Raw genomic sequence first — 16861 nt, forward strand, 5'->3', positions numbered from 1 at the left:
AGTGTGTTTTATAAATCTTGAGCATTTGCAATTAATTCAGCCACGTCCATTACTTTAACCTGGTTTTCTTTTTCCTTAAATTTAATTCCGTCTGTCATCATTGTATTACAAAACGGACATCCTGCAGCAATAATTTCAGGTTGTGTTTCTAAAGCATCTTCTGTACGCTCAATATTGATATCTTTATTTCCTTTTTCAGGTTCTTTAAACATTTGAGCACCACCCGCACCACAACAAAGACCATTTGCTCTAGAACGTTTCATTTCAACAAGTTCTGCATCTAATTTCTGAATTAAATCTCTTGGTGCTTCATATACTTGATTCGCTCTTCCTAAATAACAAGGATCGTGAAAGGTAATTCTTTTGCCTTTAAACTGTCCTCCTTCAATTGTTAATCTCCCATCTTCTAATAATGACTTTAAAAACTGAGTATGATGTACTACTTCATAAGTACCTCCTAATTCAGGATATTCATTTTTTAAAGTATTGAAACAATGAGGACATGCGGTTACAATTTTTTTAATTTCATACGCATTCATGACCTCAATATTTGTCATGGCTTGCATTTGGAATAAAAATTCGTTACCTGCTCTTTTAGCCGGATCGCCTGTACAACTTTCTTCCGTTCCTAAAACAGCAAATGATATATTGGCTCTATTTAAAATTTTCACAAAAGCTTTGGTAATTTTTTTGGCACGATCATCAAAACTTCCAGCACAACCTACCCAAAATAAAACTTCTGGCTGTTTTCCTTCTGCCATCATTTCTGCCATTGTTGGCACAACTATAGTATTATCTGACATATTAAAATTTGATTTTAGATTAAGAATTAATTACTCAATCTGATTTTCAATTAGTATTTCTAAAGCGAATGATTCAAAACTTGAATCTGCATTTATTAATTTTCGTTTTTCCAATTTAAGCGATCCATTTGGTTGTATTGCCATGGAGCACCGTTATTTTCAATATTGGTCATCATGTTATTTAATTCCATAGGAGCTGCACTTTGTTCCATAACTAAATAACGTCTCATATCCATAATGATAGATAACGGACTAATATTTACAGGGCACTCTTCAACACATGCATTACATGACGTACAAGCCCAAAGCTCTTCAGTTGTAATGTAATCGTTTAACAAGGTTTTACCATCTTCTACAAAAGTTCCTTTATTCGCATCTATATTTTTACCTACTTCTTCTAGACGATCTCTCGTATCCATCATAATCTTTCTTGGAGATAATTTTTTTCCTGTTTGATTTGCAGGACATGAAGATGTACATCTTCCACATTCTGTACAGGTGTAAGCATTTAATAATTGTACCCAATTTAAATCCTGCACGTCAGAAGCTCCGAATTTGGCAGGCACAGCATCTGGATTTGCGGGTGCAGCAAATGGGTCAGCTGAAGGATCCATCATTAGTTTTACTTCATTGGTTACACTTTCTAAATTATCAAATTGACCTTGTGGTTTTAGATTCGCAAAATACGTATTTGGGAAAGCTAATAAAATATGTAAATGTTTAGAAAAATATAAATAATTTAAAAACACTAAAATGCCACAAATATGCAACCACCAAGCTGTTCTTTCAATCATAAAAACTACACTATTATCCATTCCATCGAAAATAGGAGCTATTAACTGAGAAATAGGATAGCTTCCTGCTTGATGATAATGTGAGAATCCACCAGGAACGTATTGCAAATGAAAATCAGCTGCATTCATGGTTAAGAATAACGTCATTAATACGACTTCAAAATACAAAATATAATTGGCATCATTTTTAGGAAAACCTTTCATTTCTGGTTTCCAAAAACGTTGCAATTTGATTACATTTCGTCTTAACCAAAATATAATTACCGCTACTAGAACTAAAAAGGCAAGAATTTCAAAAGAGCCAATTAAAAAGTTATAAAAACCTCCTAGAAAAGCAAATACACGATGTGTACCAAATAAGCCATCAATAATAATTTCTAAAACCTCTAAATTGATAATGATGAATCCAACATATACAATAATATGTAAAAATCCAGCAATGGGTCTTTTTACCATTTTTGACTGTCCTAAAGCTATCATCATCATATTTTTCCATCTTGCAGAAGGATTGTCTTTTCGATCTACATCTTGACCCAATTTTATATTGCGAATTAGTTTTTTTACATTTTTAGCAAAATAACCAATTCCAATAACTAATACGATAGCAAATAATAGATTAGGTAAAATACTCATAGGGTTCGTCTTTATTTATTTTGTTCTGAATTTTCTGTTTTATTATTTTTTTCTGGAGCTACATAAGGTTTTTCTTTTTTACCAAAAAGTGAAACATTTACATAACGCGTAGGATGCAATCTTAAATCTTGCAATAACAACTCTAGTTCTTTAGAAGCCTTAGTAAAATTGGTATACATCGCTTCATCATTCATTAATTTACCCATGGTTCCTTTACCACTCTCAATTCCTTTCATAATTTTATCTACACTAGCCAAAGTTTTCTCCAGATTTTTTACAGTTTGACCTAAATTAGCTTTCGCCAAAGAATCTGACATTACTGCAAAATTAGCTGTAGTTTTATCTAAATTGTCAAACGATTGGTTCAACTTGGTTTTATTTTCCGTTAATAAAGTATTTAAATTTCTAGAAATACCACTAAATTGAGTCATACTTCTATTCAATTCATTAATACTACCTTTCAAATTGTCTTTGGTCTTTTGATCCAATATTTCATTAAAATTTGCAAATAAGATATTGGCATTATTTAATAATTTATCTATTTTGTCTTTCAAAGGTTCCATTTGTTCAGCTAAAGCATCTGTAAGACCAAGTTTAGATCTTGATGGAAGAAAATCACCAGATACAGCTAAATTAGTATCTTCATCATTAGGAATGATGATAATTTCTTTACCACCTAAAGGTGATGAACCAGATAATTCGGCAACACTAGTTTTTGAAATAGGATAATCTGAAGTAATTGCAATTTCAACTTCTACTTTTTTATTTTCCAAAAAGTGGTACGAATTCACTCTTCCAACATTTACACCTTTTAGCTTTACAATAGAAGAAGGTTCTAAGCCTTCAACAGAATCATAAACTACATATAATTTTTTACTAGAATCGAATAGATTTCTCCCTTTTAAAAAACTATATCCCCAAATAAAAAGTAAAATTGAGGAAATAACTAAAATCGCGGTTTTAATTTCTTTGGTCAGTTTCAAAATACATTATTTTTAACAAAAATAAAACTTTATTTTATTTAATAGCATCAGATAGGTTAATTTTTACTCCATCTTTATAAGCTACTATAAACGCCGATTCAAAACCTTTATTTTTAGCTTCTGTTAATTTATTTTGTGCCAATTCATAACTATCCTCAGAACCAAAAAGATACTTATAAATTTTACCGGATTGTTCCACATGAACACCATTTAACCCTTTAAAATTAGAAGGAGATGTTGCAATCTTAGTACTACTTGCAGACAACTGTACTTTAAATTGAATACCATTTTTAACATTTTCAATTATGGCTTGAACTGGATCTTCTTTTACAACAGCTGGAGTTTCCTCTACTCTTCCAGTTTCTGTAACAACAGGTTTCGTTCCAGATGATGTTTTATAATATTGCTTTTTATACGAAAAAATTGCATCTGCAATAGCTTTTGCCACTTCATTTTGTCCTTTTTCTGTATTTAAATATTCACCTTCAACTTTATTAGACAAAAAACCTATTTCTATCAAAACTCCTGGCATGTATGAAGCGTCTAACACCCAAAGTGGTGCTTGTTTAACACCTCTACTCTTTTTACCTAAATTATCTTTGAAATTATCTTCTACAAACGCGGCTAGTTCAATACTTTGATTTAAATACTCTTCTTGTAAAATTTTTAAACCAATTAAAGATTCAGGTCGGTTTGGATCAAAACCTTTATAATTTTCTTTATAATCGTCTTCTAATAAAATTACCGAGTTTTCATTTTTAGCAACTTCTAAATTAGTAGAACTTCTACTCAATCCCATTACAAAAGTTTCGGTTCCAAAAGCAGAATAATTTTTAGCTGCATTACAATGAATGGAAACAAAAAGATTAGCATCTTGTTTATTTGCTTGAATGGCTCTGTCTTTTAATTCAACAAACACATCCGTTTTACGAGAATAGAAAAAATCGAAATCGCTATCTTTACTTAAATATTCTCCCACTTTTAAAGTTACTGCCAATGCAATTTTCTTTTCAATGTAACCATGATGCACATTTCCATAGTCTTTTCCGCCGTGTCCTGCATCTAATACTACTTTAAATTTTGACTTTGACTGTGCCATGACATTTGAAAAAGACAAAAACAAAACAGTGATTATTAACACTTTAAGGTTAAATTTTAATTGGGGTGTATAGCAGGTTTCTTTCCGCATAGTTATAATTTTATTAAAAGCTTATTTTTACAAAAAAATATATGTAAGTTTGACACTTCAAAAAGTAAGCCAAATTTTTACAAAAATACTATTATTAGCGTTGTATACAAAGTTATTTCATATCGTTTTTTTAGCAATTTTTCTAACAATTGGAAATCATGCGCTGTACTCACAAGAAATAAAACCTAAAAAATCTTTTAACAAGCAGGATAAGGTTAAAAATGACTCTATTACTACTAGTATTGTTATCGATTCTTCTTTAGTAAAAATTGAGAATCCTCTTGATCCCACAAAGAAAACAAACGATACAGTTAAAAAAAAGCCATTATTAGAAGGTGTTGTAACTCGTAAGGCAAAAGATTATGAAAAAGCCAATCAGAAAACAAAAGAATTAACACTTTATAATGAAGCAGAATTATATTATACCGATATTGAATTAAAAGCGGGAATTATCGTTCTCAATTATGAAAAGAATGAAGTATATGCAGGTCGAATAAAAGACAGCTTAGGAAACTATATTCAATATCCTGTTTTCAAACAAGGGAACAATGTAATCGAACCCGATTCAATTCGTTTTAATTTTAAAACCAAAAAAGCGCTTATTTGGAATTCTAGAACCAAACAAGGCGAATTAAATATTAAAGCAGAAGTATCCAAAAGAGAAAACGATTCTGTTATTTTCTTAAAAAATGCTAGAATAACAACTTCAAAAAATATAGATGATCCAGAATATTATTTTGCGGTTTCCAAAGTTAAATTTGTACCTAAGAAAAAAGTAGTAGTAGGTCCAACTCATTTAGTAATTGTAGATGTTCCTACACCTGTTTTCCTACCTTTTGCTTATTTTCCAATGTCTGAAAAAAGCACCTCAGGATTTATTGTGCCTACACCAGGACAATCCAACCAACAAGGCTATTTCTTACAAAATGGAGGGTATTACTTTGCTCTAACAGATTATTATGATTTAGCAGTTTTAGGAGATTATTATACCAATGGTAGTTATGGATTGCGATTTGAAAGCAGTTATGCAAAAAGGTATAAATTTAATGGTCGCGTCAATTTTAGATTTGAAAATAACATTCAGAGTGAAAAAGGATTACCCGACTATGTAAAATCGAAACAATATAATATTCAGTGGTCACATAGTCAAGATGCAAAAGCAGCAGCTAACTCTCGATTTTCTGCTTCTGTAAACTTAGGTAGTAGCCAATATTTTAGACAATCCGTTAATTTAGCTAATATTGGTTCCAGTTTAAATAACAACTTAAGTTCTTCGGTTTCCTATTCAAAAACATTCCAAACTGTTCCTCAAGTTAACTTATCATTATCTGCCACTCATAATCAAAATACAAATACTGAAGTCATCAATATGACTTTACCAACACTACAAGCTAGTGTGGATCGTATTTTCCCTTTTGCACCAAAAGATGGCGTTAAAAAAGGATTTATCAAAAACATCAATTTTCAATATAATTTGAGAGGTGAAAATAGAATTTCAACAGCTGATTCTTTATTTTTCAAACCTCAAATGTTTAGAGATGCTAAAACAGGCTTTCAACATACTATTCCTATTAGTACTAATTTTAAAGTATTCAAATATTTTAGCGTTACTACAGGAGCTAGCTATAATGAAGTTTGGGCACTAAATACCATTGAAAAATCATTTAGTTCTACTGAAAACAAAGTCGTTACTGAAGATGTAAAAGGATTTGACGCTTTTAGAACGTATAATTTTAGTGCGAGTATCGGAACCACTATTTATGGTACTTTTAATTTTGGTGAAGATAAAAAATTTCAAGCTTTAAGACATGTAATGCGTCCAAGTGTATCGTATGGATACACGCCTAGTTTTGATCAATATTATGATACTTATGCTATTGATGCAACTGGTAATACCTATCGAGAATATACTCGTTTTGAAGGAGGATTATTTGGAGCACCTGGAAAAAGTTATTCCAATAATTTAGGTTTTTCATTAAGTAACACCTTTGAAGCAAAGGTTAGAGATGATGAAAGTGAAAAAGATGAGCCTAAAAAAGTAATGCTTTTAAACAATTTGAATTTTTCAACTAGTTATAATTTAGCTGCTGATTCATTAGCCTGGTCACCTATGCGTGTAAGTGGTGGAACACAGCTTTTTAAACAAAAAATGAATCTTAATTTTGGAGCTACTTTAGATCCTTATGCAATCGATAATTCTGGCAGGAGAATTGAAAAATACAATATTGATAATGGCGGTAGTTTGTTTCGATTAACCAGTGCTAACATGACTATTAATTATGGTTTTTCTAGTGCAGATGGTGATAAAAACGGAAATGGGTCTAGTCAAACAGAACAAAATGGTGGCCGTCAAGATGATTTATTTGGAACTGGTACTAATTTAAATGATAACCGTCAAAGTCTTTTTAATGATGATGGTAAAGAAGAAGACGAAGATCCCCATAGTGAATGGTATAACACCAAATTGCCTTGGGATTTGCGCCTCGCCTATTCTGTTACCTATTCGAATAGTAATAGACAAAATGAAATTGCCTCACACTCCTTAATGGTTTCCGGAAATATCGAATTAGCACCTAGATGGAAAGTAGGTGCATCCTCTGGATATGATTTTAAACAAAAAGGAATTACTTTTACACAGTTACGTTTTGAGCGCGATTTAGAAAGTTGGAGAATGAGTTTCAATTGGGTTCCTTTTGGTCCTAATACCTATTGGGGATTCTTTATTGGAATTAGTTCATCTGTATTAAGCGATATTAAATGGGAGAAAAACCAATTACCAGATCGCGTTTTCAGATAATCGTTTACTTATAAAATAAATTTACAAACCAAATGAAAAAAATAATTTTTACAGATAAAGCTCCAGCACCAATTGGCCCATACAACCAAGCTGTTTTAGTAGGAAACACTTTATATACTTCAGGACAAATAGCAATCAATCCTTCTACTGGAGAATTGGTTTTAACGGATATTGAAACCGAAACAAAACAAGTAATGGAAAATATGAAAGCTGTACTTGATGCAGCTGAAATGACCTTTGACAATGTAATTAAAACCAGTATTTTTATCAGTGACATGAATGATTTTGGTAAAATTAATGGTGTTTATGGAAGTTACTTTGATGAAAAAACAGCACCTGCAAGAGAAACCGTTCAGGTGGCTTGTTTACCAAAAAATGTGAATGTTGAAATTTCAATGATTGCGATGAAATAAGAAAGATTATTGACAACTATAATATAAATCTCATTCTAATAAGTTTAAGATTTTTTATTCTAATTAAATGTGAAAGAAAGTAACGGAATTTTATTTTACACTTACTGTATTTTTTTGAGTATTATGTTTTCCATGTTCCTCATCTATGTAAAAATTAGTATAGGGACTAATTTCAAATTAGTTGAAACCTTACAAAATTTTATCATCTTAAGTATTGGTAGTATTTTAGGGCTTATTTCTGTAATACTCTTTTTTATAATTAATCATTTAACAATGAAATCCTTAACTCCATTATTAAGAAAAAGAATAACACAAACAATAATAATCCTACTTCTTTGTCTTCTAGTGCATCAAATTCATCAAATTTTAGAATTTGATTTAGATATTATATAAAAAATCCCAAGTAAAAACTTGGGATTTTTTATATATAACCAGAATTATCTTATTACGATAAAGCAGCTTTTACTTGATCAGCAGCTTCTTGGAATTGAACAGCTGATAAAATTGGCATTCCTGAATTATCAATTAATTCTTTTGCAATTTCAGCATTCGTTCCTTGTAAACGTACAATAATAGGCACTTTAATTGCATCACCCATATTTTTATAAGCATCTACAACTCCTTGTGCTACTCTATCACAACGTACAATTCCTCCAAAGATATTAATCAAAATAGCTTTTACATTTGGATCTTTTAAAATAATACGGAAAGCTGTTTCCACACGTTTTGCATCAGCAGTACCACCAACATCTAAGAAGTTTGCTGGCTCAAAACCTGCATACTTAATTAAATCCATAGTTGCCATTGCAAGACCAGCACCGTTCACCATACATCCTACAGTACCATCAAGATCCACATAATTTAAACCAACTTCTTTAGCTTCAACTTCAATTGGATTTTCTTCACGAATATCTCTCATTTCAGCTAAATCTTTATGACGGAATAATGCATTATCATCTAAATCAACTTTAGCATCTACTGCAATAATTTTATCATCAGACGTTTTTAAAACAGGATTAATTTCAAACATTGAAGCATCAGAACCAATATAAGCTTTGTAAAGAGCGTCAACAAATTTTATCATCTCTTTAAAAGCATTACCTGATAATCCTAAATTAAAAGCAATTCTTCTTGCTTGAAACCCTTGCAAACCTACAGCAGGATCAATCTCTTCAGTAAAAATTAAATGAGGTGTTTTTTCAGCTACTTCTTCAATATCCATTCCTCCTTCAGTAGAATACATAATCATATTTCTACCTTTTCCTCTATTTAATAAAACTGACATATAAAATTCTGAAGTTTCGCTTTCACCTGGATAATAAACATCCTCCGCTACTAAAACTTTATGAACTCTTTTACCAGTTGGAGGGGTTTGAGGTGTAATTAAATCCATTCCAATAATTTGACCAGCTAATTCAGCAACTTGATCTAAATTTTTAGCCAATTTAACTCCTCCACCTTTTCCACGACCACCCGCGTGAATTTGAGCTTTAATTACGTGCCAACCTGTTCCTGTTTCAGCAGTTAATTGTTTTGCTTTTGCTACAGCTTCTTCAGCGTTATTAGCAACATGCCCACGTTGAATACGCACTCCATAGCTAGCTAATATTTCTTTACCTTGATATTCGTGTAAATTCATAATATAATAGGTTATTTCTTTTTAAAAAGTGCCACAAAAATAACAAACTAATTTCTAATTGGCTAACATTTTTAAGGATAATTTGGAATTCTTTAAAGCTTATAAGTTAATTTAAAAAATTTGAATATTGTTATATTTATAACTAAATGTTATTTTTTGTTTAATTAACATCATTTTAATTATTTCTAATGACAAATGTTTTTAATTTGCAGAAAAAAGGGACAATGAAAAATCAAGATTTATTACAATTAGTGGAAGAATTTGGTTCACCATTATATGTTTATGATGCTGCTAAAATTGAATCACAATATAAAAGATTAACAGATGCCTTTTCAAAGGTAGAACAGTTTAAAATTCATTATGCCGTTAAAGCCTTGTCGAATATATCTATTTTAAAAGTTTTAAAAAAATTAGGTTCAGGTTTAGATACAGTTTCCATTGAAGAAGTTATGCTTGGTTTACATGCTGGTTTTGACCCGCAAGAAATTATGTATACTCCTAACGGTGTTTCTTTAGAAGAAATTGAAAATGTAGCAGAAATGGGCGTTCAAATTAATATTGATAATTTGTCCTTCTTGGAACAATTTGGTACAAAGCATCCAAAAACACCCGTTTGTGTGCGAATTAATCCACATGTAATGGCTGGAGGAAATGCTAATATTTCTGTTGGTCATATTGATAGTAAATTTGGCATTTCGATTCATCAATTGCCACATTTACTTCGCATAATTGAAAATACCAATATGAATATAAATGGAATCCACATGCATACAGGTTCAGATATTTTAGACATTGACGTATTTTTGTATGCAGCAGAAATTTTATTCGAAACCGCTAAGCACTTTAAAAATTTAGAATTTATTGATTTTGGTAGTGGTTTTAAAGTTCCTTACAAAAAAGATGATATTGAAACCAATGTAGAAGAATTTGGCAAAAAATTAACCAAACGTTTTCTTGCATTTGAGAAAGAATATGGCAAACCTTTAACGCTAGCTTTTGAACCTGGAAAGTTTTTAGTGAGCGAAGCTGGTTTTTTCTTGGCCAAAGTGAATGTAGTAAAACAAACAACTTCAACTGTTTTTGCTGGTATAGATAGTGGTTTTAATCATTTAATAAGACCCATGTTATATGGTTCTCAACATTATATTGAAAATATTTCCAATCCAAAAGGGAAAGAACGCTATTATTCGGTAGTTGGTTACATCTGTGAAACCGATACTTTTGCAAATAATAGACGTATTTCTGAAATACATGAAGGAGATATCTTATGTTTTAGAAATGCTGGTGCTTATTGCTTTTCAATGGCATCTAATTATAACTCAAGGGTGAAACCTGCTGAAGTACTTTGGTTAAACGGAAAAGGACACTTAATTCGACAAAGAGAATCTTTTGAGGATATTATTCGTAATCAAGTAGAAATCGATATTTTAAATGAAACTGTAATTGCATAAAAAAAAGCTTCTCTTGTGAGAAGCTTTTTTATTTAATTAATTTTATTTAAAAACCGTTATTTTCCAATTTCTTCTGGTGGGATTTATAGTTCCTAATATAGAAGCGTTTAAGAGTCTAATTTTAACAGCATCCTCAATAACATAGCAACTCCAAGTTAATCCACTTTCAATTGGTCCAACTGGAGAGCAGTTACAAGTACTATTTTGAGAAACACCATTCAAAGGAATTTCGAGTTCATAAGAGGATAAATTGGCAATTGAAGGAAAGTCTAAACTTCTATCTACAACTATCCCTTTCATAACAACTTCTCTTGTATTACTGGCATTTGTAAAATATAAATTGGTACCATCATATTCCATTGCGCCTGGTTCTGGATTGGCGAGAGAAGTTCCTGCTGTTAATTTTAAAGGAGCCGAATTAGAAGATCCATCGGATGCAGGTAAATTTAATTTTGCCGAAGGATTTAGTGTTCCAATTCCTACATTTCCATTTCCTCTAATAGTAAACGAGCCTGAATCAGTAATTTGATTATTCTTAGTCGTATTAATTACAAGTTTTGTTGGTAAACTAGAAGTACTTGGAGTTCCATCTATAAAATAATGAATACCTCCTACTTCTTGCATACCGTAACCATTATTAGTTTTAAATACTAAAGCTCCAATTTCTTGATTCGTATTTGGCAAAGATGGATAATCTATAGTTCCACCTGTATTATATAAAATTAAATTTGGTGGATTTGAATCAGCACTAGTAATTTGAAAATCATTATCTCCAACTCCTCTAAATTCAAATTTTTCTACAGGATTATCTGTTCCAATACCAATCTTCCCTTCGTCAGTAACCACAATCTTAGTTCCATTAGCATTTGCTTGTGTAGAATAGATCAGTGCTTCACCATTTTGATTTACTCCCGATTTCCATTCTCCCGAACTCATGGGAAACCAATCTACAGCCTCACTATCCCAATATAGAAAACCTTTTGAATACGCTTTTGCATTTTTAACCACATCATTACTTAGATAAATTAGCATGCCGTTTTGGTTTGATGAAGGATTTACTTCAGCTAAATTAGTCACTCTTGGAATTAACAAACCATCATTTGGACTAGGGTTTGCAGCATTAGTAGGTTGAATATCCAGTATGGCTACTGGAGTTGTAGTGTTAATACCCACTTGGGCTTGTAACAATGAGAAATACAACATACTCATTGCACTTAAGTACTTTTTTTTCATGTTTAAAAGAGTTTTGTTTGGTTTTTACCAAATTTAATATTTTCAACTTTCAATGAAAAAAATAATTTGTTAATAAAATCGATAAAAGGTAAATTTTACAGACAAAAAACACAAAAAAACTAAAAAAACGAGTATAAAAAGAAGATTAATCGTACAAAGTATGCTCGTTTTAACACTACATTAACATAAAATATAGATTTTATAACATTTTACACTATTATTGTGAAATGAGTAAAAATATTACAAATAAAAATCAACGCTCCTATTTTACTTAAAATTTATTAGTTGAATATATTTGTAATGTATATTATTCTAGTATTTCTTCTAAAATAATGGCCTCGGTTCCATTTGGCAAAGTTGTTTTTAATTTTAATGCTAAACTAGGTGCAATTTGAGTGATTTCTTTTTTATTATAAGATGCACCGTGTTTCACTTTCCATCCAAAGAACAACATTGGAACATGGGTATCATAAGCATAAGGTGAACCGTGCGTTGTACCTGTTGCTCCATATTCTAGATATCCTGGTTTCTCTAAAATAACCAGTTCTCCATTTTGCTTCGGATCATATCCTTTTGCAATTGCATTTAAATAAATGTCATTACCCGAATTATTTAAAATTTCATCATCCGTATATACTCTTCTAACAAATTCTTGCTTATAAATAAACGCTTTAAAACTAGCTTTTACTTCTTCTATATCTAAATTGCTAGTCTCAATATTTTCTTTATTAAAAAAAACATTAGAATTAGAATAATTTAAAATCAGATTTTCACCGTATTTTTCTTTAGAATAAGCTTCCAAATCATGCGTAAATTTTCTTGTATTTACCTGATCTACATTATATTTATTATCTTTAAGATAGGTTACATTTTCAGCACCAGCGTGATCTGCAGTTAAGAATACTAAATAATTATTTTTCCCTACTGTTTTATCTAAATAAATTAAAAAATCAGCAAGAGTTTGATCTAATCTTAAATAAGTATCTTGTAATTCAATAGATCGAGGTCCTAATAAGTGGCCAATGTAATCCGTAGATGAAAAACTCACAGTTAAGAAGTCGGTAATATTGTCTTTTCCTAAACTTTCTTTTTCAATCGCTCGTTTAGCAAAATCAGCTAATAAATTATTTCCAAAGGGTGTAGAACGTAAAACTCCAGCATCATTATTAGCATACATATCTTTCATATTATAGGGAAAGAAAGGAATTTTTTGATATAATTTTCCTTCGTATGGATTATTATCATTCAAACTTTCGTTATATACTTCTTTTGGCTTAAATAATTCCCAAGTAGTATTCAGATAATTTTCATAGTGCTTTTCATTGTTAAACTGTGTCACCCAATCTGGTAACTGGTTTCCATAATAAGTACTCGATATAAAAGCTCCAGTTTTACTATACCAAAAAGCCCAATCTGCAAAATGTCCAGCTGGTAAAATAGCACCTCTATCTTTTAAACTCATTCCTATTACTTTGCCCTTAAAATTAGTAGCTAATTTTAATTCGTCAGTTATGGTAGTGCTCAATAAATTTTTAGGAGACATTTTCCCTTCATAATCTGTTCCATTACCTAAGGTTGTCACCGAATTATCATCTGTACAATACATTTCTTTGCCTAAACCTTTATTAAACCAATTATTACCAACAATTCCATGAACGCTAGGCGTTGTACCTGTGTAAATAGAAGCATGTCCAGGTCCAGTATAGGTTGGCATATAATTGTAGTGTGCATTATGAAATGTAAATCCTTCCCTCATTAATCGTTTAAAGCCATTTTCAGAAAAATCGTCTGAAAAACGATATAAATACTCCATTTTCATTTGATCGACCACAATACCAACGACTAATTTAGGTCTATCTTGAGCTTGTATATTGGAAATAAATAAAGCGATAAAAAGCAGTAAGAACTTTTTCATTGTAATCTTTTTTGTGTAGGTTTTAGAAAATTATTGTACCATTTCGAAAATATCATAGCAAAAGATATATTCTTCACTATAAACATATAATTGAGGTTTGTTTTTTAAATCTTTTCTGACGATAAAAGAAATTTTAAAAGGATAACCATCCACATCTTTGCAGAGATAAGAATTAATTTCATCCACTTTAGAAACTTCTTTTGGTAAATATTCAACAATAGCATAATATTGAATCACATTAGAATAGATGATAATTTTATTTTTATCATAATCTAATTTAACAATAATGTTAACTTTTTCAGGAGTACTCCATTTTCCCCAATTCCCTTTTTTGTCTTTTTGTAAAACGGACAACGAAGTGGTTTGGAAATTAAATTGTTGTGCATTTGCAACACCAAGTGCAAAAAATGCAATCCATACAAGGAATTTAAATAACTTCATAAAATATTAAAAAACAAAATTATGGATTTCTTCTTTTGCTTTTTGAAATTCATCCATAATTGTATCAACAATAGTTTGCACAGGTAAAATATCATGAATAACACCTGCAATTTGCCCAATTTCTAATTCTCCATCTTCTAAATCTCCTTCAAACATGCCTCTTTTAGCTCTTGCTCTTCCTAACAGTGTTTTTAAATCTTCTGTTGAAGGACATTGAGAATATAATTCTTGCAATTCGTTATAAAATTTATTTTTTATAAGTCTAACAGGTGCCAATTCTTTTAAAGTTAAAACAGTATCTCCTTCATTGGTTTCTACAATCGTTTTTTTAAAGTTATCATGAGCACTTGATTCTGTAGAAGCTGCAAAACGACTTCCCATTTGAACTCCATCTGCACCTAGAACTAAGGCTGCTAACATGCCTCTACCTGTAGCAATACCACCAGCAGCAATTAATGGAATTTGCAGGTATTGTTTTACCATTGGAATTAAAGTTAGTGTAGTTGTTTCTTCTCTTCCATTGTGTCCACCTGCCTCAAAGCCCTCAGCAACAACAGCGTCCACTCCAGCTTCTTGTGCTTTTAATGCAAATTTTGAACTACTAACTACATGTACAACAGTAATTCCATTTTCTTTTAAATAAGAAGTCCAAGTCTTCGGATTTCCAGCAGAAGTAAAGACAATTTTAACGCCTTCTTCCACTATAATTTGCATTATTTCTTCAATATTAGGATATAACATGGGCACATTAACACCAAATGGCTTATCCGTAGCTTTTTTACATTTTTGGATATGTTCTCTTAAAATATCAGGATACATTGATCCTGCGCCAATTAAACCTAAACCACCTGCATTACTTACAGCGCTAGCTAATTTGTAACCACTATTCCAAATCATTCCACCTTGTACTATTGGATATTTTATATTGAAGAGCTCTGTAATTCTATTCATTATTGTTTGATTAATTTGCCCTGCAATTTAGCACTATTAGAAGAGAAATCATAGCTATAAATTCCAGATGATAGGCTTTCTAAAGAAATTATTTCTTCATCATGTATGTTTTCAACTTGTAAAACTCTTTGCCCCAGATTATTGTACAAAAATAAGGTAGCATTACCTAAATTGTTTCCCTTAATATATAATTGATTGACTACAGGATTAGGATAAAAAATGATTCTTTCATTTAAGAACATTTCCGAATTTAATGCATTTGTTAGAGCCAATTGAAAATCTGGAACGCCATATCCTTTTAAATTGTCTGGATTATTATACTGATCTGAAGATTCTTTCACAATTTGAATTACTTCTGCAGCAGTTAAATTAGGAAGTGCAGACCAAAAAGTAGCAACCATACCCGCTAAAATAGGACTGGAAAAAGAAGTTCCGTTGGATGTGGTAATGGTTCCATTGGAACTACTAACTGTAGCACTTTGACCTTTTGCACACACATCGGGTTTTATTCTACCATCATAAGAAGGTCCAATTGAACTAAAACTCGCACGAACTTCTGTGCTATTAACAGCACCTATTGTTAAAATATTATCCGCATCAGCAGGAATACCTATGTGTGGTTCAGAAGAGTTTCCTTCATTTCCAGCACTTATTACACAAACAATTCCTTTTGTAACGGCTATTGCAGCTGCTCTTGAAGCAAAACCTACTTGACCATTACGTTGCGCATAAGAATAGCTATAATTAGGATTATCATATTCACCATAACCCAATGAAGAATTAACAACATCAACCCCTAAACTATCTGCCATTTCTAATGCTTCAACCCAATAGGATTCTTCAACTGGATTTTCAGAACTTACATCTTCTGTTATGAACAAATAATAAGAAGCATCTGGAGCTGTTCCCACAAGTTGACCATCAACATAACCACCCATAGTGGAAAGTACATTCGTACCGTGAGAATTCCTAGTATAAAAGTTGGTACTTCTATCTGGAAAATTATAACCACCTAAAATTAAATTATTATCACGTAATCTTTGAAAAGGTGTTGCAGAATCAACACCTGGAAAACCTGCATCTAAAACCGCTATTATTTTTCCTTGACCAGTATAGTCTTGTTCATGCAATAAATGCCCATTCAACATTTGAATTTGATTACTTGAATTCCCATAGTTAAAATTGGCTGTTACATCGAATGTTTCATTATTTTTATACGAATGTGACGCAACTACAGGCTTATTTATGGTATTCAAACTATGATTTGCAAATTGAACATGGTCTACAAATGATAATGCTGTTAAAGCTTCAATATTAGCTTGCAAACCTCTTATATGTAAAGCGTTTAACCACTTTGACTTTGCCATAACGGTAATACCAGTAGCGCTTTCAACTTGTAAAATATAGGATTCAGAAATAGGTATATCTTTATTATCTAATGTTATATTTTGAGTAGATCTTCTATCCAATGCTCTTTGTGTGAGCATTTCAAGAGGGTTATTTGTATAGAACTCTGCATCAGGTTTATCAGTAAAATAAACCCAAGCGTCTTCTTGAGCCCAAGAGCAAAAATAAAAGAGTGATAGTAAAAGAGTAGCTGTTTTTTTCATGTTTTTATT

At 31.2% G+C, this 16861-nt stretch carries 13 protein-coding genes; 3 read left to right on the forward strand and 10 right to left on the reverse strand.

Annotation, left to right across the window (positions count from 1 at the left end):
• Positions 1–8: 8 nt before the first annotated feature.
• The 4 genes from FHG05_RS04560 to FHG05_RS04575 form a co-directional block, all read right to left on the reverse strand.
• Positions 9–803, reverse strand: a complete 795-nt coding sequence (locus FHG05_RS04560; RefSeq protein ID WP_140996827.1) for a (Fe-S)-binding protein — start codon at positions 801–803, stop codon at positions 9–11.
• A 95-nt stretch (positions 804–898) separates the two neighbouring features.
• Positions 899–2230, reverse strand: coding sequence for a (Fe-S)-binding protein (locus tag FHG05_RS04565; RefSeq protein ID WP_140996828.1), 1332 nt, complete (start codon positions 2228–2230; stop codon positions 899–901).
• Between the two features lie 11 nt (positions 2231–2241).
• A complete protein-coding gene (locus tag FHG05_RS04570; protein WP_140996829.1) occupies positions 2242–3213 on the reverse strand; it encodes an MlaD family protein in 972 nt (323 codons plus the stop codon).
• Positions 3214–3247: 34 nt separating this feature from the next.
• Positions 3248–4312 carry an N-acetylmuramoyl-L-alanine amidase family protein gene (locus FHG05_RS04575; RefSeq protein ID WP_232338051.1) on the reverse strand — a complete coding sequence of 355 codons (1065 nt, stop codon included), beginning with the start codon at positions 4310–4312 and terminating at the stop codon, positions 3248–3250.
• Positions 4313–4451: 139 nt separating this feature from the next.
• Between FHG05_RS04575 and FHG05_RS04580 the strand changes: the two genes are divergently transcribed.
• Together FHG05_RS04580 and FHG05_RS04585 are read left to right on the forward strand one after the other, a co-directional pair.
• The gene (locus FHG05_RS04580; RefSeq protein ID WP_140996831.1) at positions 4452–7199 is read left to right on the forward strand and encodes a putative LPS assembly protein LptD; all 2748 of its coding nucleotides are present in this window, start codon (positions 4452–4454) and stop codon (positions 7197–7199) included.
• Between the two features lie 32 nt (positions 7200–7231).
• The gene (locus FHG05_RS04585) at positions 7232–7612 is read left to right on the forward strand and encodes a RidA family protein (RefSeq protein ID WP_140996832.1); all 381 of its coding nucleotides are present in this window, start codon (positions 7232–7234) and stop codon (positions 7610–7612) included.
• Between the two features lie 445 nt (positions 7613–8057).
• Here FHG05_RS04585 and sucC read toward each other — a convergent pair whose 3' ends face one another.
• Positions 8058–9251, reverse strand: coding sequence for an ADP-forming succinate--CoA ligase subunit beta (gene sucC, locus FHG05_RS04590; RefSeq protein WP_140996833.1), 1194 nt, complete (start codon positions 9249–9251; stop codon positions 8058–8060).
• 224 nt (positions 9252–9475) lie between these two features.
• Here sucC and lysA point away from each other — a divergent pair, with 224 nt between their 5' ends.
• Positions 9476–10702, forward strand: coding sequence for a diaminopimelate decarboxylase (lysA, locus tag FHG05_RS04595; protein ID WP_140996834.1), 1227 nt, complete (start codon positions 9476–9478; stop codon positions 10700–10702).
• 42 nt (positions 10703–10744) lie between these two features.
• Here the strand turns inward: lysA and FHG05_RS04600 are convergent, their stop codons facing one another.
• The 5 genes from FHG05_RS04600 to FHG05_RS04620 form a co-directional block, all read right to left on the reverse strand.
• A complete protein-coding gene (locus tag FHG05_RS04600; RefSeq protein WP_140996835.1) occupies positions 10745–11935 on the reverse strand; it encodes a hypothetical protein in 1191 nt (396 codons plus the stop codon).
• A 307-nt stretch (positions 11936–12242) separates the two neighbouring features.
• Positions 12243–13850: an alkaline phosphatase PafA gene (gene pafA, locus FHG05_RS04605; protein WP_140996836.1), complete on the reverse strand. Its 1608-nt coding sequence runs from the start codon at positions 13848–13850 to the stop codon at positions 12243–12245.
• Between the two features lie 30 nt (positions 13851–13880).
• Positions 13881–14291, reverse strand: a complete 411-nt coding sequence (locus tag FHG05_RS04610) for a hypothetical protein (protein ID WP_140996837.1) — start codon at positions 14289–14291, stop codon at positions 13881–13883.
• A 6-nt stretch (positions 14292–14297) separates the two neighbouring features.
• A complete protein-coding gene (locus tag FHG05_RS04615) occupies positions 14298–15242 on the reverse strand; it encodes an NAD(P)H-dependent flavin oxidoreductase (RefSeq protein ID WP_140996838.1) in 945 nt (314 codons plus the stop codon).
• Entirely contained in the window at positions 15242–16852 is a 1611-nt protein-coding gene (locus FHG05_RS04620; protein ID WP_140996839.1) for a S8 family serine peptidase, read from the reverse strand. Before FHG05_RS04620 ends, FHG05_RS04615 begins: the two co-directional genes overlap by 1 nt.
• Positions 16853–16861 lie beyond the last annotated feature (9 nt).

Source organism: Flavobacterium profundi, assembly GCF_006491645.1.
Taxonomy (GTDB): domain Bacteria; phylum Bacteroidota; class Bacteroidia; order Flavobacteriales; family Flavobacteriaceae; genus Flavobacterium; species Flavobacterium profundi.

What these genes read in the sequence shown, in the direction of transcription:
- FHG05_RS04560 (WP_140996827.1), bottom strand. Translation starts at nt 803, where the DNA reads ATGTCAGATAATACTATAGTTGTGCCAACAATGGCAGAAATGATGGCA.
- FHG05_RS04565 (WP_140996828.1), bottom strand. Translation starts at nt 2,230, where the DNA reads ATGAGTATTTTACCTAATCTATTATTTGCTATCGTATTAGTTATTGGA.
- FHG05_RS04575 (WP_232338051.1), bottom strand. Translation starts at nt 4,312, where the DNA reads ATGGCACAGTCAAAGTCAAAATTTAAAGTAGTATTAGATGCAGGACAC.
- FHG05_RS04585 (WP_140996832.1), top strand. Translation starts at nt 7,232, where the DNA reads ATGAAAAAAATAATTTTTACAGATAAAGCTCCAGCACCAATTGGCCCA.
- sucC (WP_140996833.1), bottom strand. Translation starts at nt 9,251, where the DNA reads ATGAATTTACACGAATATCAAGGTAAAGAAATATTAGCTAGCTATGGA.
- lysA (WP_140996834.1), top strand. Translation starts at nt 9,476, where the DNA reads ATGAAAAATCAAGATTTATTACAATTAGTGGAAGAATTTGGTTCACCA.
- FHG05_RS04600 (WP_140996835.1), bottom strand. Translation starts at nt 11,935, where the DNA reads ATGAAAAAAAAGTACTTAAGTGCAATGAGTATGTTGTATTTCTCATTG.
- pafA (WP_140996836.1), bottom strand. Translation starts at nt 13,850, where the DNA reads ATGAAAAAGTTCTTACTGCTTTTTATCGCTTTATTTATTTCCAATATA.
- FHG05_RS04610 (WP_140996837.1), bottom strand. Translation starts at nt 14,291, where the DNA reads ATGAAGTTATTTAAATTCCTTGTATGGATTGCATTTTTTGCACTTGGT.
- FHG05_RS04615 (WP_140996838.1), bottom strand. Translation starts at nt 15,242, where the DNA reads ATGAATAGAATTACAGAGCTCTTCAATATAAAATATCCAATAGTACAA.
- FHG05_RS04620 (WP_140996839.1), bottom strand. Translation starts at nt 16,852, where the DNA reads ATGAAAAAAACAGCTACTCTTTTACTATCACTCTTTTATTTTTGCTCT.